The organism is Alcaligenes sp. SMD-FA (genome assembly GCF_025960365.1).
Lineage (GTDB): Bacteria > Pseudomonadota > Gammaproteobacteria > Burkholderiales > Burkholderiaceae_B > Alcaligenes > Alcaligenes aquatilis.
In genome coordinates this window covers 3,994,138-4,014,409 of the sequence record NZ_CP110108.1, presented here as the reverse complement: position 1 = coordinate 4,014,409, position 20,272 = coordinate 3,994,138, and the positions used below count along the sequence as shown (strand labels likewise).

General features: G+C 55.6%; 16 protein-coding genes. 7 read left to right on the top strand and 9 right to left on the bottom strand.

Annotated features, from left to right (window positions below; genetic code table 11):
* Nucleotides 1-13 precede the first annotated feature (13 nt).
* The 8 genes from OKX01_RS18470 to OKX01_RS18435 form a co-directional block, all read right to left on the bottom strand.
* Nucleotides 14-586, bottom strand: a complete 573-nt coding sequence (locus OKX01_RS18470) for a chalcone isomerase family protein (protein WP_108728312.1) — start codon at nt 584-586, stop codon at nt 14-16.
* A gap of 19 nt (nt 587-605) precedes the next feature.
* The gene (locus tag OKX01_RS18465) at nt 606-1,124 is read right to left on the bottom strand and encodes a DUF4442 domain-containing protein (protein WP_094198163.1); all 519 of its coding nucleotides are present in this window, start codon (nt 1,122-1,124) and stop codon (nt 606-608) included.
* A 9-nt stretch (nt 1,125-1,133) separates the two neighbouring features.
* Complete coding sequence (locus OKX01_RS18460) at nt 1,134-2,459, bottom strand: OmpP1/FadL family transporter (protein ID WP_108728313.1); 1,326 nt, start codon at nt 2,457-2,459, stop codon at nt 1,134-1,136.
* Nucleotides 2,460-2,584: 125 nt separating this feature from the next.
* Nucleotides 2,585-4,528 carry a 3-hydroxyacyl-CoA dehydrogenase NAD-binding domain-containing protein gene (locus OKX01_RS18455; protein ID WP_249460586.1) on the bottom strand — a complete coding sequence of 648 codons (1,944 nt, stop codon included), beginning with the start codon at nt 4,526-4,528 and terminating at the stop codon, nt 2,585-2,587.
* Nucleotides 4,525-5,820 (bottom strand): acetyl-CoA C-acetyltransferase, encoded by a 1,296-nt coding sequence (locus OKX01_RS18450; RefSeq protein ID WP_264672231.1) that lies wholly within the window; start codon nt 5,818-5,820, stop codon nt 4,525-4,527. Before OKX01_RS18450 ends, OKX01_RS18455 begins: the two co-directional genes overlap by 4 nt.
* Nucleotides 5,817-8,162, bottom strand: a complete 2,346-nt coding sequence (locus OKX01_RS18445) for an acyl-CoA dehydrogenase (protein ID WP_108728316.1) — start codon at nt 8,160-8,162, stop codon at nt 5,817-5,819. Before OKX01_RS18445 ends, OKX01_RS18450 begins: the two co-directional genes overlap by 4 nt.
* Before the next feature lie 197 nt (nt 8,163-8,359).
* A complete protein-coding gene (locus OKX01_RS18440) occupies nt 8,360-9,013 on the bottom strand; it encodes a TetR/AcrR family transcriptional regulator (protein WP_094198158.1) in 654 nt (217 codons plus the stop codon).
* 106 nt (nt 9,014-9,119) lie between these two features.
* Complete coding sequence (locus OKX01_RS18435; RefSeq protein ID WP_264672230.1) at nt 9,120-10,547, bottom strand: NAD-dependent succinate-semialdehyde dehydrogenase; 1,428 nt, start codon at nt 10,545-10,547, stop codon at nt 9,120-9,122.
* Nucleotides 10,548-10,749: 202 nt separating this feature from the next.
* On the opposite strand from OKX01_RS18435, the gene OKX01_RS18430 reads away from it, so the two are divergent.
* A complete protein-coding gene (locus tag OKX01_RS18430) occupies nt 10,750-11,652 on the top strand; it encodes a MurR/RpiR family transcriptional regulator (protein ID WP_230019566.1) in 903 nt (300 codons plus the stop codon).
* On the opposite strand, the gene OKX01_RS18425 is transcribed toward OKX01_RS18430, so the two are convergent.
* A complete protein-coding gene (locus OKX01_RS18425) occupies nt 11,649-12,482 on the bottom strand; it encodes an HAD-IIA family hydrolase (RefSeq protein ID WP_094198155.1) in 834 nt (277 codons plus the stop codon). The genes OKX01_RS18430 and OKX01_RS18425 overlap by 4 nt on opposite strands.
* A gap of 223 nt (nt 12,483-12,705) precedes the next feature.
* Here OKX01_RS18425 and OKX01_RS18420 point away from each other — a divergent pair, with 223 nt between their 5' ends.
* The 6 genes from OKX01_RS18420 to OKX01_RS18395 all read left to right on the top strand — a co-directional run bounded on the left by OKX01_RS18420 (nt 12,706) and on the right by OKX01_RS18395 (nt 19,462).
* A complete protein-coding gene (locus OKX01_RS18420; protein WP_094198154.1) occupies nt 12,706-13,644 on the top strand; it encodes a phosphate/phosphite/phosphonate ABC transporter substrate-binding protein in 939 nt (312 codons plus the stop codon).
* Between the two features lie 5 nt (nt 13,645-13,649).
* Entirely contained in the window at nt 13,650-14,516 is an 867-nt protein-coding gene (locus OKX01_RS18415) for a phosphonate ABC transporter ATP-binding protein (protein ID WP_230019567.1), read from the top strand.
* Nucleotides 14,513-15,517, top strand: coding sequence for a phosphonate ABC transporter, permease protein PhnE (phnE, locus tag OKX01_RS18410; RefSeq protein ID WP_108728319.1), 1,005 nt, complete (start codon nt 14,513-14,515; stop codon nt 15,515-15,517). Before OKX01_RS18415 ends, phnE begins: the two co-directional genes overlap by 4 nt.
* 83 nt (nt 15,518-15,600) lie before the next feature.
* Nucleotides 15,601-15,780, top strand: coding sequence for a hypothetical protein (locus OKX01_RS18405; RefSeq protein WP_094198152.1), 180 nt, complete (start codon nt 15,601-15,603; stop codon nt 15,778-15,780).
* A 31-nt stretch (nt 15,781-15,811) separates the two neighbouring features.
* Nucleotides 15,812-17,980: a phosphocholine-specific phospholipase C gene (locus tag OKX01_RS18400; RefSeq protein ID WP_094198151.1), complete on the top strand. Its 2,169-nt coding sequence runs from the start codon at nt 15,812-15,814 to the stop codon at nt 17,978-17,980.
* Between the two features lie 72 nt (nt 17,981-18,052).
* On the top strand, nt 18,053-19,462 hold the full coding sequence (locus OKX01_RS18395) for a YadA family autotransporter adhesin (protein ID WP_264672229.1): 1,410 nt from the start codon (nt 18,053-18,055) through the stop codon (nt 19,460-19,462).
* Nucleotides 19,463-20,272 lie beyond the last annotated feature (810 nt).

Below are 20,272 nucleotides of genomic sequence, written 5' to 3'. Positions count from 1 at the left end.
AGGGCGAGTAGGTTCAAGACAATCCCAGCAGGGCCTTTTTGAGCGATTCTTGGGCAGGTTTTTTGCCTAACCAGATTTTCAACAAAGCAGGGGGCAGATTAGGGTGGGAGAGCTGACCTAAAACCTTGTCGTTAAACAGAATCGTGACCTGGGGGGTATTCATGTCCAGCACGATGATGTCGCCTTCTTTGGCTTGGCCAACTTGCCGCATCAAGTCTTCAAATTGCTTGATAACGGGGGCCAATTCCTGTTTTTCTGGATCCGTCAGGTTGCTGTGAATGCCGTCTTTCAGGGCATCGATCAGGGTTTGGGCGTCCAGGTCGCGTTTAAGAACCATCCGTACTTGATGCGGGCCGGGAGCCTGGATGATGGTGTCGGCATCCTGGGAAGGAGACGCGGTATATAGGGCGGCAACGTACACATTAAAAACAACTTTCTTACGCAGGCCTGCCCCATTCAGTTTCAGGCTTTGCTGCTGGACGGTGACCATGTCTGGTACGGTGACATTTGCAACAGTAGCCGCCTGAGCGGCGGTTAGCCCTAGGGACAGACTTAAAATCAGGGCGGCACAGCGGGGGGTGAACATGAAGCGATCCTCCGACAAATTAGCGTGATTGTGATTTCTGCTGGTAGAAGTGGGCGTCGGCAATATAGATGGTGCGTTCCACCGTGGTGTAGATCTGGCCTTCAGGGTCCTGGATCTGCACGGTAAATGTGGCTTCAGCCTCGTGGTATTGGTCTAGCTGTCCTCGTATGGCGTCCAGTTCGTCTGGATTGATTTGAAAGTTGGCATACAGTGTCTGGTAGCCTGGACGGCGATACTGAATCTCTGCATTCTTGTCCCAGACAATGACATGACGTTGCAAGCCAGCCAGAAGCATCGTGGCGTGCACGCCGTCGGTGATGGCAAACAGGGAACCACCAAATAAAGAACCATTGATGTTGCGAGTGCGTCGACGCAATGGCAGGCGTACGACGATGTGTTGCAAGTTCGCTGAAACTTTGTGGACCCGCCCGCCGGTTGCCCGGAAGGCGGGGTGCCAGTTAAAGCCCAGCTGCAAAAAGCGGGCACGCCATGCGGGGGGCAGGCGTGCGAGCAGCTCCATGCGGCGACTGCGGGCCATAATGCATCCTTAGAAGCGATAGCTGAACTGCACGCCCAGAATGTCACCACTGTTTTTGTAGGTACCGCGTGTCAAACCACGAGCGCCGACATCGGTGTTGTTATTCATATCGGTGTTTTTCAGGAACAAGTGGGTGTAGCCGATGTCCCACGTGGCGTTTTTGCTGGGACGGTATTGGGCACCCAGGGAAACCCAGTAACGGTCGCTGTCAGGCAGGGCGGTTGGACGGTAGTTCTTGTCGCGTACGGGCGATTGGTCCCACGCTACACCACCCTTGAACGTCCATTGTTCGTTGTAGTGGTAGTTGGCACCGAAGGCGACACGCCAAGCGTCCTTGAATTTCAACTCCAGGCCGGAATCTTTGGCGCCGGGGCCGCTGTTTTCAATGGTCAGGCGTGGAATGCTGCTCCAGCCTGTCCAGGACACGTCGGCCAGCAGTTGCCAGCGCGAGTTCAAGTCGTGTACCAAGCTGACAATGGCGGTGTCAGGTAGCTTGATGGTGGCTTCGGCATCCCAGTTGATGTTGGGAGCGGGAATGCCGGCAGGGATGTTGCGATTGCGCAATTTGGTATCGCCGTCAGCCGTGACCTTGATTTGCGAGCGATAGGAGACGCCCAGTCGAGTGCTGGGGGTAATTTGATAGAGCAAACCAGCGTTCCAACCCCAAGCATCGCCTTTCATCTTGACGCGGGTACTCATGTCCAGTGGGCCCAGTGCGGGATGGTAACCAACGGGTGTTGCCAGACGATAGTCTGCGTCGATGTGCAGCCAGTTCACACCCACACCGAAGGACAGCTGATCGTTGACCTTGTAGGCTACCGACGGGTTGACGTTGATGGTTTCAATGGCGAACTTTTCGGAGTGGTAACGGCCAACCCAGCCTTCGTCGTATTCAGTCGTCAGACCAAACGGGACGCCAATACCCAAACCCACCCACCATTTGGGCGAGAGCTGGTGGGAGAGATAAATATTGGGAACAGCGGCGACTTTACCGGCGTCACCACCCGAACCGCCGGTGGCGGGACGGCTGGCGCCACCCGTCAAGGCCAGGGGGTCGGTACTGCCTTTATCGGTGAACTTGAACGTAGGTTTGATCGCGTTAAAACCTGCCGAGAAGTTCGTCTCGGGCAACAAGGTCATGCCAGCCGGGTTGAAGTAGATCGTGCTGGCATTGTCACCAATGGCGGCCGAGCCCGCGTAGGCATTACCCAGGCCGCTCGCATTCTGTTCTAGCAAGTTAAAACCAGCCGCTTGGGCTTGACCCATTCCCATGCTCATTCCCAGAGGAATCAGCAAGGCGGGGATGGTACGCAAAGCTACAACCGTCTTTTTCATGTCTCTTCTCCAAGGTATAGGTGCGACGTCTGACAGAGGCTTGGGACAGGTTTTAAAACACCCGTTTGTTTTCTATGGTGCATGACCTAGGCCAATCGGCGTATAGGTGTTTGTGCCAATTCGAACTAATTGCGTTGTTTTTGTGTTGCTTTGTAGTGCAGAGGACCTCCCCTGAATGGGGCAAAGCCGGTACCGAAAATGACACCTGCATCGGCCAGATCGTCGTCCTCTACAACACCAATGCGAACCTGGTGTTCGGTCTGTTCGACCAGCGGTTTGATCAAGCGGTCTGCCAGACCGTTTGGAACCGTTCCCGCAGGAGATTTCTGTGCTTTACCCTCTTTCCAGGTATAGAAACCTTGGCCGGTTTTTCGACCCAGTTCCTGACGGTCCAAATGGGTTTTCAGGCAAGCGGGCATGGCCGCCTGCTGGCTAAGTTGGGCACCGGCATCACGGGCAATATCCAGGCCTACGGTGTCGGCCAACTCAAGCGGGCCCATCGGCATGCCGAACTGCAACATAGCTTTGTCCACGGTGGCCGGATCCAGCCCTTCGTCCACGCAGCGCATGGCTTCCAACATATAGGGAGCCAGGACGGCATTGACCAGAAAACCAGGGCTGTCTTTAACGGGCAAGGGCAGTTTGCCAATCTGATTCACAAAGGCATAGGCGGCGCTGCGTACGTCCGGAGCCAGCAGTTCACTTTCCACCACTTCAACCAATGGCATACGAGATACCGGGTTAAAGAAGTGAATCCCTACCAGCCGTTCCGGATTGATCAGATTCAGGCTGAGCTCGGACAGGGGCAGGCTGGAGGTATTGCTTGCCAGCACAGCACCGGCTTTTAGCAGGGGCTCAATGCGGGTGTACAGGCTGCGCTTGGCATCGGCGTTCTCAAAGATCGCTTCCAGAACCAGATCTGCAGAAGGGATGCCGTGGCCGTCTGGGTCTGGAATCAAGCGATCCAGGGCGGCCTGTACCAGCCTGTGGTCTTTGAGACGACGCTGGAACAGCTTGGCAGCACGGCCTTGAGCCTGGGCGATGCGTTTGCGGTCCTGGTCTTGCAAGGTCACACGTATGCCTTTCAGTGCACATACGGCCGCAATATCGCCTCCCATGACGCCTGCACCGACTACATGGATATGGCTGATCTCTTGAGTCGATGAATGTTTGCCTATGCTTTTTAGTCGTTCTTGCAGATGGAAGACACGCAGCAGATTAGCGGCGGTGTTGGAACGGGTAATTTGCTCGATCAGCTCGGGAGCCTTCAAGGCATTGCCGTTGTGCTTCTCCCAGATTTCCAAAATGGCACGTGGGGCCTGATAGTGCTGATAGGGATCGCGCTTTTCTAGCTGCTTGCGTACTTGGCCCGCCACCAGGGGGCGCAACAGCTTGCTGTTCATCAGGCGTGGCAGACCTTTGGCACGACGTGGTTTTTTGCCACTCAGTACTTGTTTGACGGCGGCTTGCTTGGCCAGACGGACGGGAACGCAGGCATCGACCATGCCCAGGCGAGCAGCCTTGCGGGCATCTACGCTCTTGCCACTGAGCATCAAGTCCATGGCAGCGGCAGGGCCTATATATTCAGGCAGGCGCAACATGCCACCCCAGCCGGGGAAAATACCCAACATCACTTCGGGCAGAGCCAGCCGTGTGTCGTCTTGATCCACGGTCAGGCAATAGCGGCAGGCCAGGGCCAGTTCCAGCCCACCGCCCAGGCAGTGCCCTTGTACCAGGGCCAGCGTGGGGTAGCTTTGCTTGGCCAGCTTGTTGAAAACGGTCCAGCCGCGTGTGACCAGTGCCAGCCCTTTTTCCGGGTTGTTGCCGTGTTCGGAGAACTCATCGATATCGGCACCGGCAATAAAACCGGCCGCTTTGCCGGAGTAAATAATCAGTGCTTTAGGAGGATGGCTGTTCAGGTAGTCCAGCGTCTGATTCAGTTCCTGCAGGACGGCTGCCGAGAGCCGGTTGACCGAGCTGCCCACGCAATCGATTTTCAGCCAGGCAATGTGCTGATCGTCCGTGTACAGCGTGAAGTTTTGCAAATCCAAGGTAGCGACGGGCATCATGATTCAGTTCCTTGCAGCGATTCGATCAGCATGGCGCCGCCTTGACCGCCGCCAATACAAATAGCGGCCATGCCCAGACGCAAGTTGCGACGACGCAGGGCATTCAAGCAATGCAGCACAATTCGGGCACCGGAGGCACCCACCGGATGACCAATTGCAATAGCGCCACCGTCCACATTGAGCTTGTCCATATCCAGCAGTCCCAAAGCATCACGGCCCAGGTGTTGTTGGCACCACTGCTGATCGTCCCATGCAGCACGACATGCTAGTACCTGTGCTGCAAAAGCCTCGTTGATCTCCCACAAGTCCGGGCCATTTAGGGCCAAGCGGTTGCGCTCCAAAATAGGCGTCGCAGCAAAAACAGGGCCCAGGCCCATGGTGGCCGGGTCCAGCCCAGCCCATTGCGCATCCACAATGCGGCCAATGGGTTTGAGCTGATGTTCTTTGACGGCTGCTTCACTGGCCAGAATCAACAAGGCCGCACCGTCAGTTACCTGAGAGCTGTTACCGGCTGTGATATTGCCCCAGGGCGGGTCAAAGACCGGGCGCAGCTTGGCTAGTTTTTCGGGCGTGGAGTCTTCGCGCACGCCATCATCTTGCGGGTAGCTATTGCCGCGCGTGTCGCTCAACGGCACGATTTCTTCAAACGCGTTTTCTTGTTGTGCGCGTAGCGTCAGACGATGGCTGCGGGCCGCAAACTCGTCCATATCCTGACGGGTAATGCCAAACTCATGCGCCAGATTTTCAGCGGTCTGGCCCATGGACAACCCAACCACGGGGTCGGTCAGCCCTTTGAGCAGGCCGATGACAGGTTTCAAATAGGACAGACGCAAACTGCGTAGGGCTTTCAGGCGGGCGCCGACATTACGGGCTTTGCCCCAGGTGGCTAGCCAGTGCACCATGTCATCGCTGAACAAGATGGGGGCATGGGACAGCGCATCAACGCCACCGGCCAGCACCAGATCCGAACGGCCAGTTTGAATGGCCTGTACGCCAGAATCCAGAGCCTGCATGCCCGAGGCGCAGTTTCGCATGACCGTCCAGCCGGGCACTTTGTGACCTGTGCCCAGACGCAGACCCAGAATCCGGCCGATATTGGTTTCATCGGGCGAGGGGGCGGCGCAACCCAGAATGACCTCGCTGAGTTGCGGGGCCCCAAAGGGTTGGCGCAGCAGCAGCTCGCGCCCAGTTTGCACGGCCAGATCTCCAGCGGAGAAAGGGCCGGGCGCATTACGCGCTTTCAGAAACGGGCTGCGTGCGCCGTCAATAATATAGACCGGTTGAAAACTCATACTTGGCTCCCACTGGCGGCTTCAGCGGCAGGATTTTCCCGACGCAGATCGAAGGGGAAATCATCCACGGCAATAACGCGGTCGCGCACGATATCGCGGGCCTGGATTTGTTCATATTCCTGGGCGGTGATGCCACCGGCCTGGAAGACGGCTTCGGCCAGATCGCGCACGTTGGCTTTGGGGTTGTCCTGCAATTGACCACTTTTCTCGAACTGACGGATTTTGGCGTCAATATCACGAGTGTTCAGCGTCGCCAGCAAGGCGGCTTCAATCGCACCGACGGGTTCCATATCGTCGTCAGGCAAGTAAGTGTCGTAGGTCAGGCGATCACGAGTGGCACCGGGTTTGGTCAACAGTTTGGCAACGGTGTGATCCAGTTTGTCATCGGGACCCAGACGGCGCTGGCCCAGAGGGAAGACCAGGAAGCGCAGCACGGCCGCCAAAGGACGGTTCGGGAAGTTTTCCAGCACCTTGTCCAGGGCGTGTTGAGCGCGCATCAGGGCGTCTTGAGCCGCCCAGTGAGCCAAAGGAGCATCTTCTTGTTGACGACCTTCGTCCTGATAGCGTTTGAGCACGGCACTTAGCATGTACAGCTCGGACAGCACATCCCCCAGACGCGAGGACAGACGCTCACGCATTTTCAGGGATCCTCCCAGCACCAGCATGGACGCGTCGGCCAGCAAGGAGAAGGCGGCGCTGTAACGGCTGGCCTGGCTGTAGTAGGTGTGCATGGCCTTGGCGGTGCCGGTAGGGCCACTTAGCAAGCGCCAGCCACCCAGGCCCAGCCAGAAGGAACGGCCCGTGTTAGCCAGGGTGTAGCGAATGTGTGCCCAAAATGCCTGATCAAACTTACGCAAACCGGCTTCACGATCAGGATCCAGCGCGGCTGTCATTTCTTCCAGAATGAAAGGATGGCAACGGATCGCGCCTTGACCAAAGATGATCAGGCTACGCGTCAGAATATTGGCGCCTTCCACTGTAATACCGACGGGGATCTGTTGATAAGCACGGCCCAGAAAGTTGGAGGGGCCAAGACAAATACCTTTACCGCCAATCACGTCCATACCGTCGTTCACCACAATACGACCACGTTCGGTGACGTGATATTTGACGATGGCCGAGACCACGGAAGGTTTCTCGCCCAGGTCCACGGCAGCAGCCGTCATGGTGCGGGCGGCATCCATGGCATAGGTATGGCCAGCAATGCGAGCCAGTGCTTCTTCCACACCTTCAAACTTGCTGATGGCGCTGCGGAACTGGGTACGCACAGCGGAGTAACCACCCACGGCGCGGCTGGTCAGTTTGGCCATGCCGGTAAAGGAGGAGGGTAGGGAGATGGAGCGGCCGGCAGCCAGACATTCCATCAACATGCGCCAGCCTTGGCCAGCCATGTCGGGACCACCAATAATGAATTCCAGCGGCATGAACACGTCTTTGCCACGGGTGGGGCCGTTCATGAACATGGCATTCAAGGGGAAGTGACGGCGACCGGTATCGACACCAGGGTGGTCGCTAGGGACCAGGGCGCAGGTAATGCCAATGTCTTTTTCGCCACCCAGCAAACCGTCCGGGTCATAGAGGCGGAAGGCCAGACCCAGCAAGGTGCACACCGGAGCCAGCGTGATATAGCGCTTGTCCCAGGTGACGCGCATGCCCAGCACTTCCTGACCTTCCCATTCGCCTTTGCAAACAATACCTACGTCAGGAATGGAGGCGGCATCGGAACCGGCCCAAGGGCTGGTCAGTGCGAAAGCGGGAATGTCACGGCCATCGGCCAGACGGGGCAGGTAGTGTTGCTTTTGTTCGTCGGTGCCGTAGTGCAGCAGCAGTTCAGCCGGGCCTAGCGAGTTGGGCACCATCACCGATACGGACAAAGCCGAGTTGCGGGTGGAGAGCTTTGCCACGACTGCCGAGTGCGCTTGCGCCGAAAAACCGCGACCGCCGTATTCCTTGGGAATAATCAGGCTGAAGAAGCGGTTTTCTTTCAGGTAATTCCAGACCTCGACAGGCATGTCGAAGTCTTCCTGGCTGACTTGCCAGTCGTCAATCATGGCGCAAGCCACATTGACTTCATTGTCCATGAACTGGCGCTCTTCATCGGTCAGCCGGTAGGCTGGATAAGAGCTCAGGGTATTCCAGTTGGGTTTGCCGCGAAACAGTTCACTTTCCCACCAGACCGTACCCGCTTCCAGCGCATCGCGCTCGGTTTGGGACATGGCAGGCAAAACACTGGAAAAAGCGCGGTAGATTGGGCGGCTTAACCACTTGGTGCGTAGATTCCGGTTTTTGAGAACGTAGACGCAGCCAAGCACTAGCACTATCAATAGCAAGGTCACAAACATGGCAACTCCGGACTAGCTAAGAAAAGAAAAAAATGCCCCCACGCTGCGCCTTCGGCTTGCTGCCCCCCAAGGGGGAGCTTTTTGCCTTGGGGCGGCCCGGCGGTAAAAAATACCCCCACGCTGCACCTTCGACTTGCTGCCCTTAAAAGAGGGGCGTGGTTCACCTTGGTGTAGCTTGGTGGTCAGGACCGTTCAGCTCAGGTGCTGGCGGGTAAAGGCGCTCGTAATCCACCCAGCAGGAAACTCATCAGACGCTGTTGCAGTTGTTGCTCACTTTCGGGGCTGTCGCTAAGGGGTAATTGCAAGGCCCGACGTAGTGATTGGGTGCCCATCAAGGCGTAAGAGGTGGCACCCAGCATGAAATGAAATCGCCAGATGATTTCTTCTTCGGGCACGGTGGGTAGGGCTTCGTGCAAAGCCTGCTTGAAAGGCAGGAAGATGGCGACTTGCTCGTCCCAACAAATGGATTGGATGAAGTCTTGCGGTGCCGGGCGGTCTTGCCCGGGCAAAGGAATAAACGAGCGTGGTGTGCCATTGCCAGAACCCGCCAAGCGGATTAGTGGCCCAAAAAAGGCATCCACTACCTGTGATGCTTTCAACGGACCCTCACCGGCTTGTTGGCGATAAAAAGCCAGCTTTTCCAGGCGTTCTTGATTGATACTGTTCAAGCGGCGCTGAAATACGGCCTGTGTCAGTCCGTCTTTACTGCCAAAGTGGTAATTAACAGCCGACAGGTTTACCTTGGCCTGCGCCGTAATCTGGCGCATGGAGGTATTTTCGTGACCATACAGCGCGAACAGATGTTCGGCTGCATCGAGAATGGCGGACTGTGTCCTATCAGAGCGTTTCACCGTTATTTCCTAATTTCAAACGAGTGTTTGAATAATGTAGCGGGAATAGGCGGTTAGTACAGTAGGGGTTCACCCTAGCCCTGCAAAGCAGGGCCAGGAGCCAGCTTTAGATTTGAGTCACAAATTTGGTGACTAAATATCCGTCAAAGGTTTCCGCACCGCCTTCGCTGCCAATACCACTGTCCTTGACGCCACCAAACGGCGTTTCGGGCAGGGAACTGCCAAAGTGGTTGATATTGACCATACCGGATTCCAGCTCGGTGCCCAGTCGATGTGCGTCTTGCAAGGATTGCGTAAAGGCATAGGCCGACAAACCAAAAGGCAGGCTGTTGGCGCGGGCGATGGCATCGTCCAGGTCGCTGTAGCGAGTCAGGGGTGCGATAGGGCCGAAAGGCTCCTCGGTCATGACCAGCGCATCGTCTGGCAAATCCGTCAGTACAGTGGGCGAGAAAAAGAAACCGTCGCGCTTGATCTGCTCACCACCCAACAGCACTTTGCCGCCCAGAGAGCGGGCATTGTCGACAAACTTTTGCATCATGGGGATGCGGCGCTCGTGAGCCAAGGGGCCCATTTGCGTATCCGGGTCCAGTCCATCACCCACTTTGACATTGGCCAGCTCTTGGGTGAAGCGATCCACAAACGCGGTGTAAATATCGTCGTGGATGTAAAAGCGCGTGGGCGAAATGCAAACCTGTCCCGCGTTACGGATCTTGAAACGAGCCAACTGACGGGCGGCGCGGGCGACATCGGCATCGGGCAGGACCAGCACGGGAGAATGACCGCCCAATTCCATGGTGATGCGTTTCATATGAGCGCCGGCTAGCGCAGCCAGTTGTTTGCCTACTGGTACAGAGCCGGTAAAGGAGACTTTGCGCACGATGGGCGAACGGATCAGGTAGTCCGAGACCTCGTGTGGCACACCCCACACAATATTCAGCACGCCTGGCGGCAGACCGGCGTCGTGGAAGGCTTGAGCAATGGCCATGACTGCGCTGGGGGAGTCCTCGGGGCCTTTGAGAATGATCGTGCAACCTGCACCAATTGCCGCGCAGATTTTACGAATGGCTTGGTTATAGGGGAAGTTCCATGGCGTAAAGGCGGCGCAAACCCCAATGGGTTCGCGCAAGACCAGTTGTTGCACTTTGGGGTTGCGTGCGGGAATAACGCGACCATAGATGCGACGGCATTCTTCGGCGTGCCAGTCTGCATGATCGGCGCAGGACATGATTTCACCCACGGCCTCGGCCAGCGGTTTGCCTTGGTCCAGCGTCAGGTTACGGCCAATTTCCTGGGCGCGTTCGCGGGATAGTTCCGCCACCTTGCGCAAGATCGCGCTGCGATCCATGGGCGAGCTATGACGCCAGCTTTGGAACGCGGCTTGAGCGGCATGCAGAGCCGCATCCAGATCTGCCTGGGATGCCAGGGGCAGTTGGCCCAAGGTACTGCCATCGGTTGGGTTGATGACGGCTTGGGTCTGACGACCTTGCCCGTCCAGGAATTGGCCATTGATATAGAGGGCCAGATGTTGATACATGTGCTTTTCTCCAGAGTAGACTGTGCAGATCGAATGCAGCGCACCGAAGGGACAGGGCCGGTCGCGAGGGCCTGATGAGCATTGGCCGTTTATGCGGCCTATGCTCCCATTGTCATGTCGGCTCGTTAAAATGGCAGGATCATCCTGTATGGCCGTCTTTGACTCATAGTAAAACTCTCCTGTCTGAAATCCAATTCCTGTCATGGTCACCACGAAACGTACACGCCGTATCTCACCGGAGGCAGAGTCTCCTCGCAGCACTCCTCAGGCCATGCTGGCGCGCATTCGGAGTTTGTTACCGACCATGGGGGCGGCCTCACAGCGCATTGGTGAATTTGTCATTAACTATCCGGCAGATGTGGTCCACATGTCGGTCAGTGAAGTGGCTGAGCGCACGCAATGCAGTGAGGGAAGCGTAGTTGGATTTTGCAAACTGCTGGGTGCAACAGGTTTTCAGCAATTAAAAATCTCGCTGGCCCAGCAAATTGTGCAACCCGTCCAGTACATACACGAGGATCTGGAGTCGGGTGACTCAATCGATCAGGTTGTGAGCAAGATCTTTCACAGCAATATTCAAACCTTGCAAGAGACAGAGTCGGTACTCGATCCGGCTGCCTTGGCCAAGGCGGTTGCGTTGATCCGTCAGGCGCAGCGTATTGAAATTTACGGTATTGGTAGTTCGTCGGTGATTGCGCACGATGCCCACTACCGGATGTTGCGTATTGGTTTGCAGGCAACAGCGGTCACGGATTCACATGTGCAGGCTATCAGCGCTTCGCTGACCGGGCCGCAGGTGGTTGTGCTGACAATTTCTCATTCGGGCAGTACACATGAAACCGTACTGGCCACTCGTCTGGCTAAAGAGGCGGGCGCCAGCACGATATGTATTACCAATTTTGGCAAGTCTCCGATTCAAGGCTATGCCGATGTCGTCTTGCATACCATGTCTCGCGAAACCCATTTTCGCACCGAGGCGATGACCAGTCGTTTGGCTCAACTGGCTATTATTGATACCTTGATCGCCTGCCTGGCCTTAGCTGACTATGATAAATCGGTGCAGACCTTGCGCAGCACCTTTGAAGTGCTATCCAACAAGCGTTATTAACCTTGGCTGACTTCGTGGAGATGACGTCGCACGGGGATGTTTCGGAGCATCAAGGCGCCTACGTCTGGCGCGTCGGCTTGTGAGGATGGGCCGACCAGTAGATAGCCTAATCCGAGGCTGACTGCACCCAAGGCATCTGTGGCGGCATTGTCCCCGATAACGGTCACATGCTCATTGTGCAAGCCCAGACGTTGCAAGCCTTCCCTAAATAGCATCGATTGCGGTTTACCCAGAATTTCCGCTTGCGCCCCAGGTATGCAGGCTAATACCGCCTGTAATAGTGCGCCTGTTTCCGGGGTGAGTAGACCTTGCGGGCCAGGGTGGGTCAGGTCAGCATTGCTGACCAGAAGCGTGGCGCCTTGGCTGAGTTCACGGATGACTTGCTGCAAAGTGTCATAGCTGAAATGGCGATCTCGCGTCAGCAGAACAATGTCGGCATTTCGCTCTACCAGAGTCAAACCCAGCTCCATGGCCAGTGCCCGCAGCGCTTGAGAGGCGCACAGCATAAGCGGGTTGTGCGGGTAGCGGCAGGCAATGTGATGTATGGCTTGTTCTCCTGCCAGCACCAAGTTGGCCGGTGGCACTGGTAACCCCAATGCTTGCAGTTGGGGGGCCAGCGTTTGTGCGGTATGGGTAGAGTTGTTGGAAACCACGATATACCGACCCTCCCAGTAATGTAGTAATTCCTTGGCGCCGGGTAGTACTTCATCGCCACGGATGAGTGTGCCATCTAAATCCAGAATCAAACCTAGGGACTGAGAGAGCCATGATGCATCCGATGGAGCATCGGGTTGGGAGCTGGGTGGCGCAGCAGAGAGCAAGGAGGTCATAAACGAGATACAGAGTGTCAAAAAAGGACCGCGTCGAACTGGCCGCAATGCCGGCTCTGCGCGATGGAATGGCCCAAATTCTAACTGAACATTATTCAAAAATCATTTTTGTTATTTTGAGCTATTTTCATTTTTTTGTCATATAAGGCAGCTAATCTTCGTTTCGATGTCAGACAAGTACCCATGTCATGACGCACACCTTTTCACGACAAGGATTATCGAAATGAAGACGCACCGCTTTCATCTTTCCGCATTGGCCCTGGCTTTCATGCTGACTCCGTTCGCCGCTGCACAGGCACAGGCATTGGCGGATGGTTCACAACAGCACCCCTTGCGCGTGTTGTTGATCCCTGCTGATGGCGGTACAGAGTCCGGTACCAAGGCAGACTACCAACCCATCTTCAACGCGATCACAAGCAGCACGGGTCTGCATTTTGATTTGACGGTTGGGCAGTCCTATGGAGCTGTGGTGGAAGGGATGTGCAACCAATTGGCTGAAGTTGCCTTTCTGGGACCTGTCTCTTATGTGCAGGCACATGACCGGGGTTGCGCTCAGTTGTTAGCGGTGGGTGTGCAAAAGGGGCAGTCTTCCTATTACGCCGCCATGTTTGCCCCGAAAGAATCCTCTGTGACCTCTTTGAAGGACCTGAAAGGCAAACGTGCCGCATTTGGTGATGTCAATTCGGCATCCAGTTTCACGTTTCAGATGGCTTCTATGATTAACGATGGCATGAATCCCGCCCAGGATTTGGCCGAGTTGCATTTGACCGGTAGCCATGCCAGCAGTTTGGCTGCTTTGGTGCAAGGGCAGGTCGATGCAGCCGCCTTGTCTTTTGACTCTTTTGACAAAGCTGTTCGCCAAGGCGCTGTTGATCCTCAATCGGTCAAGGTTATCTTCAAGAGCGAGCCAATTCCTTATCCCCCGCTGGCGATGAACACCAAACTGCCTGAGGGGCTGAAAAAGACCTTGAAAGAAGCATTCTCGACGGTTCATCAAGCTCCAGGCGTGACTCCAGACATGGTGCGTGGCTATGGCGGTGCCAAATTGGATCGCTACGACACGGCATTCTCGGAAGAGCAGTTCAGTGGCCCCGCATCCAAGATGTCATTGCTCACTGACGAGGTCAAAGGCGAGATTCTGGCCAAGGCTGCACAGCGGTGAGTGTGATGAACGAGATCGCTGCCATGTTGCGTTTTGAATCTGTGGGGATGCGATATCCCGATGGCACGACTGCGCTCAAATCGGTGTCTTTGAGTGTGCCTCGAGGACAGTTCTGTGTGCTGCTGGGGGCCTCTGGAGCAGGCAAATCGACCTTGTTACGTATGGCTAATGGGCTCACTGTTCCTACGCAGGGGGCAGTTTGGGTCGATGGCCAGCGTGTGCAGCGCAGCAGCTTGAAAGCGGTGCGACCGGGAATTGGGATGGTGCATCAGCACTTTAATTTGGTCTCGCGTGCCACCGTCGCGACGAACGTGCTGTCAGGAGCCTTGCCCGGTTTGCCTGCGTGGCGAGCGTTTTTGATGCAGTTTCCAGCCTCACTACGCGAGCGGGCTTGCCGCTTGGTGCGTGAGGTCGGACTACAGCCGGAGCATTTGCATCGGCGCGTCAGTGAACTGTCGGGCGGGCAGCAGCAGCGGGTTGGTATCGCCCGTGCATTCATGCTGGAGCCTGCGGTGCTGCTGGCTGATGAGCCGGTGGCCAGCTTGGACCCGCGCATCAGCCGTGACATTTTGAGTTTGTTGCGTAGCCAGGCGCGTGATCGGGCGGCGACTGTTCTGTGCAGTTTGCATCAGGTAGAGCTGGCCCGTGAGTTTGCGGATCGGATTGTGGCGGTGCGCCAGGGTGTTGTGGTTTTTGATGGGCCAGCCAGTGCATTCGATGAGGCCGCAGCCACAGCCTTGTACCAGGCTGGGACGCCAGGAAGTCCCGTGGAGGCATGGTCTGGGGCGGTCATGACGCCTGGCCGTGCCACTGCATCGCCAGGCGGTTCGACGGTCAGACCGGGCACTGTGTTGGTGGAGGGCGTGTCATGAATAAGCCTGAAAGTGCAGCCGCTTGGCATTTGGATCCTCCTTACGGTGTGCGGGCCGTTTTGATAGCGATCGTGGTGCTTATTGCGCTGTTGTATACCGGCAAGCGGGTAGAGATGGATCGTATGGCGGCATTGAGTGCAGATGGGGTCTTGGCGACGGTTGGTATTAAGGATCAGTCGCAGGTGACTTCGGGTCTGAGCGCCTTGGCAGACAACATGTTTCCCTTGCAGGTGTCATATCGCACTCAAGTGAGCCGTATCGAAGGTTTTGACCCGCAGAAACTCCCTTTGTTTGCCTATGTGGAAACGGTTGATGTGGTCGAGCAATCGTTGAACCCGCATACCTTGCAGATGGAAGAAGAGGTCTATACGCAGACTTACTTGGTTGAGCCGTTGGGGTATGTGTGGCGGGTAGCCGTCAAGATGGTTGAAACCTTCGAGATCGCCATTTGGGCCACCCTGTTAGCCATGGTGGGGAGTGCGCCATTGGCCTACTGGAGTGCGCGCAATTACACACCGCATCGCGTGTTTTATGTCACAGCACGGGCCTTGGTCAGCCTATTTAGGGCCATGCCAGAGCTGATCTCCGCCTTGTTTCTGGTGCTGGCGTATGGCTTTGGCCCGATTGCTGGTGTCTTGGCATTGGCCATCCACTCCATGGGGTTTTTGGGCAAGTTCTATGCCGAGGATATCGAGACTGCTGATGTGAAGCCACAAGAGGCGCTGACGGCGATCGGCGCGGGCAAGTTGCGGGTTTTGGCGTATGCCGTATTGCCTCAGGTAATGCCTAAATTTACTGGCTACACCCTCTATATCCTGGATCGTAACGTCCGGATGGCGACGGTGGTGGGTTTGGTCGGTGCGGGCGGTATTGGGCAAGAGCTGAAAGGACGCTATGACATGTATCAATACGCCCACGTCGGGACCATTCTCGTCGTGATCTTTATCACCGTTTTTTTGTTGGATCAGGTAGCGGCCCGCTTGCGTCAGCGCCTGAGCTAAGTAGCGGCATCCCGTAAGGGCTGCCGTTCTATCAAGTCCCTGCCGGTTCGTGCCGGCCCTGTTTTCCCGATCTGGAGTGATTCATGACCTCGTACTTTGTACTGGGCCGTAGCGTTGTTGCGGCTATTGCCCTGAGTTTGACACTGGCCGCCTGTGGTGGTGGCTCTGATACAGATTCCTCTGCTACCCCGCCACCTGGTGGCGGTGGCGATATTGAACAACCCGAGCTCCCTGAGACACCGCAGTTGCGCTGCGCTCCTTGATGACGTTTTTCTTTTTTGAGTGATTAGCACCATGACCAAGATTCTGCCCCCAGACGATGCTGGTATCGAACTGTCCCAGCCGAGCCGACGTAAGTTTTTCCGGGCTTCTGCTCAGACTGCTGGCGCTTTGTCGGCGATGGCAATGTTGCCCGCTTCCATTCGACGCGCTTTGGCTATTCCAGCGACGGTGGATACAGGAACGATTAAGGACGTCAAGCATGTTGTCATTTTGATGCAGGAGAACCGTTCGTTCGACCACTACTTCGGCACGATGAAAGGGGTTCGTGGCTTTGGCGATCGTTTCCCGATTCCTTTGGAGTCGGGTAAATCCGTTTGGCATGAGTCTGACGGTACGAAGGAAGTGCTGCCTTACCATTTGAACTCGGCCACGATGAACGCTTTGTTTGTTCCTGGCACGCCTCACAACATGCCAGATGCCCAGGCGGCCTGGGGGCAAGGCAAGTTTGGTTTGTGGCCCAAATACAAAAAAGCGTACTCGATGGGGTATTACAAACGCGACGATATCCCCTTCCAGTACGCGCTGGCCGAATCGTTCACCATGTGTGATGCAAACTTCTGTTCGATTGCAACTGGCACAGATCCTAACCGGATTATTTTCTGGTCTGGCTCTAATTACGATCCCAAACTCGGCCGCATGGGGGTCAATTGCACAGACTCCGATTCGGAACCCGTTAACCTGCGCTGTTGGGTCAAAGGGGCCTTACCGACACCGGGCTATACCTATCAAGGCTCGGCGTTTACCTGGAAAACCCTGCCTGATGTCTTGCAGGACGCGGGTGTGAGCTGGCGTATTTATCAGGATCCGAACAATAACTGGACGGGTGCTATGCACGGAGGTCTGGCCTTTGAGTCATTCCGTGAGTCCAAGCCCGGTGAGCCTTTGTATGAGCAGGGCATGAGCAATCACAGCTTGGAGGACCTCAAGCAAGATGTGCTGGATGCGACCTTGCCTGCGGTGTCCTGGATCCTGCCCTGGCCCTCGGTGTCTGAGCACCCCAGTGGTGGTGGTAGCCCAGCTCAAGGTGCGGATTATATTTCGCAGGTACTCGATGCCTTGACGGCGAACCCGGAAGTCTGGAGTAAGACAGCCTTCATCATTACGTTTGATGAGAATGATGGCTTGTTCGATCATTTGCCTCCCCCTGCTGTCCCTTCTTATGACGTCGATGGCAAGTTGATGGGTAAATCGACGGTCTCGCTTGACGGTGAGTATTTCTCCGACCCTGCTCGTAAGTATTTGAAGGCCGATGACACCATCAGTGGCAATTTGCGCCCTTGGGGTTTGGGCCCACGCGTGCCGATGTACGTTATTTCCCCCTGGAGTCGTGGCGGCTGGGTCAATTCCGAGGTGTTTGACCATACCTCTGTGGCCCAGTTTCTGGAAAAACGTTTCGATATCACCGTTGATGCCGTTAGCCCTTGGCATCGCGCAGTGTGTGGGGATTTGACCTCGGCCTTTGACTTTGCCAGCCCGAATGATCCTTCCTTCCCGACCTTGCCTGACATGAGCGACTACAAGGCGATGGAAGCACAGCAAAAGACGATGCCTCGCGCTGAACCGCCTGCGACACCGCAGCCTCTGTATCAGGAAGCCGGTGTTCGTTATTCACGTGCCTTGCCCTATGAATTGCATACCAGTGCGCGAGTAGACAAGAAAGGTTCTGTCGAGCTGCTGTTTAGCAATACCGGGCAAGCAGGGGCTGTTTTCCATGTTTATGACAAGAAGCATCTGGACTTGATCCCGCGTCGCTACACCGTCGAGGCTGGAAAATTATTGTCGGATACCTGGGATGTCACACAGGACAACGGGGATTACGAGTTCTGGGTGTACAGCACGAATGGGTTTGTGCGCACATTTGTGGGCAATACCGAGACAGGTGTATCGCTGGAAGTGCAGGTCTGTTACGAGCCGACTGCAGGTGATGTCTATTTGAAACTGTTCAATCAGGGTGATCGTGCTCAGAAGGCGACGGTGCTGTCGAACATGTATCGCACAGATGGTCCATGGGATCTGCTTGTGGAGCCCGGACAGGTGACTGAGCAGCGTTGGTCGGTGAAAGACAGTGGGAACTGGTACGACTTTTCGGTGCAGGCCGAAGGCTTTGAGCGCCGTTTTGCCGGTCGTATGGAAACGGGCAAGCATGGCGTCAGCGATCCTGCTATGGCGGTGCAACTGTAAGGTCTAACGAGACAGGCCCGGAGTTTTGAGGCTACGGGCGTGTCGAGCTGCTTTTTTGAGTGTGAGAAATTCATGAAATACACGTATGTAGCCGCTGCCGTGAATGGGGTATTGACGGCAGCCGTGCTGGGGGCTGTGTTGCAGCCAATGGATGTGCGGGCTCAGACTGCTCCGCCTGCTGTGTGGGATGGCAGCAATGCCGGGTATGGTCAGGGAGCCGGGCAGAATGTGGGCGGGAAGAACAATGTGGCGGTTGGCAATAACGCAGGCCAGGATGTCTCAGGCAGCGTGAATATTGCGGTGGGCAAGGGCGCTGGCAATGATGTGTCGACGAACTGGAATTTGGGTATTGGGGAAGGCGCCGGCTCTAATGTCAGCGGCAAAAATGCCAATCAGGCTATTGGTTATTACGCCGGCACCAATGTCGAAGGGGGGTGGAATCAGTCGATTGGGCGTAGTGCGGGACAAAACGTCAAGGGAGACTACAACGATGCCATGGGCTTTTGGGCAGGCACGAATACGGTGGGCAATAACAATGCTGCCTATGGAAGCAATGCGGGGCGTGACGTAACCGGAAATGGTAATACCGCCTTGGGCCAGGAGGCCGGCCGTAATGTGCAAGGTGATAGCAATTTGGCAATGGGCCAAAATGCCGGTCAACAGGTAGTGGGTAATGGCAATTTGGCCCAGGGTAAGAATGCCGGCCAGAATGTACAGGGTTCCAACAATATGGCGTTGGGTTCCTATTCGGGTTATGGCGTCACAGGTGAGGGTAACGCTGCATTAGGTCTGGGGGCGGGCCGCGATGTGACGGGTGATAACAATATTGCTCATGGTGCTGGCGCCGGTGGGGGCGTTCAAGGCAATGACAATGTGTCAATTGGCTCGGGGGCTGGTCGCGGTACGGTTGCAGATCGAAGTGTCGCAGTGGGAGCGGGTGCCGTAGCGGGTACTGACGGTGTGGCGCTGGGCTCGGGAGCGAAGGCTGTGCAAGGCAGTGTCGCACTAGGGGCCGGGTCGCAGGCTGTGCGCGGAGCATCCCAGGAATATGTTGCCTATGGCTTGGATGGTGTCCATCGTTCTCAGGGCGAAGTGAATCTGGGTGGTCGGCAGTTGACAGGGCTAGCTCCCGGTAGTGAGGAGACAGATGCTGTCAATGTGGCTCAGTTAAGGGCAGCAAGCCAGGCGGCCGAGACACGCTTTGGTGAGTCTGTGCGGCGTCTGGATCGTGATCTGCAGTCTCAGGAGCGCAAGTTGAGTGCCGGGGTCGCTGCCGCCATGGCAACAGCGGCCTTGCCACAAGCGTACTTGCCAGGGCGCAATATGGTCTCTTTGGCGGGTGGGACCTGGAATGGTGAGTCGGGCTACGCTTTAGGTGTTTCCCGTGTATCGGAAAGTGGGACTTGGGTGTACAAGGTCAATGCCAACGGTACGTCTCGAGGAGACCTCGGGGCGGCGGCAGGGGTAGGCTATCAGTGGTAGGCCATCTGGACAAGGAGTAGGGAAGTGGTAAAAAAACGGGCTGTTTATCAGCCCGTTTTCCTGCCTGTAGAGTGGGAGTGGCCTAACACCAGGGTGGGATTGGTTTTGCTTCGGGTGTGCCCGTTAACCTGGGTGGAAATTCAAAGACTGTTATAAGTTTTTGATTATTAATTTCTTTTTAGATTTTGCTTGATACGGCGGGTAGGGGTCATTGCAGTGTCATAAGTAAAAGTTACAAATGTGGCATTTGCAATAAGCGTGTTGCCGAGAGGTATGACAAGAAAATTATTTTTATTGCATGTTAAAAATTTTGTTGGGTGTTGATGTAACCTAAATACTTATTAAGGTGAAAGATTTTGTAGATTCTTACGGAGAAATCTAGAAGTAGGGCATGATGACGCTATTATTTGTTAAGCCCCTGATTTCTTAAAATCGTTTAATTTCAGAGTTTTGTTGCCCTTTTTGTCACAGGCTATTTATCATTTTTAACATTGTCATCGACGAAAGCCCTTGTAATCTAAGATACAATTTGTCCCGTGACTCGTGTGACGATCATAGTGTGTTTTCGTGCAAAAAGTCACAATTAGACACAAGGTTATGCTCCAAGAATACAGGCCAGAAGCCTGTAGCTCCGCCTTGTCTTGCCCCGGTCCATTATGAACATACTGCTGCGGCTGGTGATGTGTTTACCAGCCTTAGATGTAAAGCCCATGTGCAATACATAGGTGTTGGGCCCTCGGGGGGTGTTTCTTTCGCTTTGTTTAGGCGGCACACCGAACCCATTCTTCTTTCATTTTTGTACTTATATTT

Bases quoted from the DNA above. Each gene is read 5' to 3' on its own strand.
- OKX01_RS18425 (WP_094198155.1), bottom strand. From the start codon at position 12,482: ATGACCTCCTTGCTCTCTGCTGCGCCACCCAGCTCCCAACCCGATGCT.
- OKX01_RS18400 (WP_094198151.1), top strand. From the start codon at position 15,812: ATGACCAAGATTCTGCCCCCAGACGATGCTGGTATCGAACTGTCCCAG.
- OKX01_RS18445 (WP_108728316.1), bottom strand. From the start codon at position 8,162: ATGTTTGTGACCTTGCTATTGATAGTGCTAGTGCTTGGCTGCGTCTAC.
- phnE (WP_108728319.1), top strand. From the start codon at position 14,513: ATGAATAAGCCTGAAAGTGCAGCCGCTTGGCATTTGGATCCTCCTTAC.
- OKX01_RS18465 (WP_094198163.1), bottom strand. From the start codon at position 1,124: ATGGCCCGCAGTCGCCGCATGGAGCTGCTCGCACGCCTGCCCCCCGCA.
- OKX01_RS18405 (WP_094198152.1), top strand. From the start codon at position 15,601: ATGACCTCGTACTTTGTACTGGGCCGTAGCGTTGTTGCGGCTATTGCC.
- OKX01_RS18455 (WP_249460586.1), bottom strand. From the start codon at position 4,528: ATGATGCCCGTCGCTACCTTGGATTTGCAAAACTTCACGCTGTACACG.
- OKX01_RS18435 (WP_264672230.1), bottom strand. From the start codon at position 10,547: ATGTATCAACATCTGGCCCTCTATATCAATGGCCAATTCCTGGACGGG.
- OKX01_RS18420 (WP_094198154.1), top strand. From the start codon at position 12,706: ATGAAGACGCACCGCTTTCATCTTTCCGCATTGGCCCTGGCTTTCATG.
- OKX01_RS18430 (WP_230019566.1), top strand. From the start codon at position 10,750: ATGGTCACCACGAAACGTACACGCCGTATCTCACCGGAGGCAGAGTCT.
- OKX01_RS18395 (WP_264672229.1), top strand. From the start codon at position 18,053: ATGAAATACACGTATGTAGCCGCTGCCGTGAATGGGGTATTGACGGCA.
- OKX01_RS18460 (WP_108728313.1), bottom strand. From the start codon at position 2,459: ATGAAAAAGACGGTTGTAGCTTTGCGTACCATCCCCGCCTTGCTGATT.
- OKX01_RS18470 (WP_108728312.1), bottom strand. From the start codon at position 586: ATGTTCACCCCCCGCTGTGCCGCCCTGATTTTAAGTCTGTCCCTAGGG.
- OKX01_RS18450 (WP_264672231.1), bottom strand. From the start codon at position 5,820: ATGAGTTTTCAACCGGTCTATATTATTGACGGCGCACGCAGCCCGTTT.
- OKX01_RS18415 (WP_230019567.1), top strand. From the start codon at position 13,650: ATGAACGAGATCGCTGCCATGTTGCGTTTTGAATCTGTGGGGATGCGA.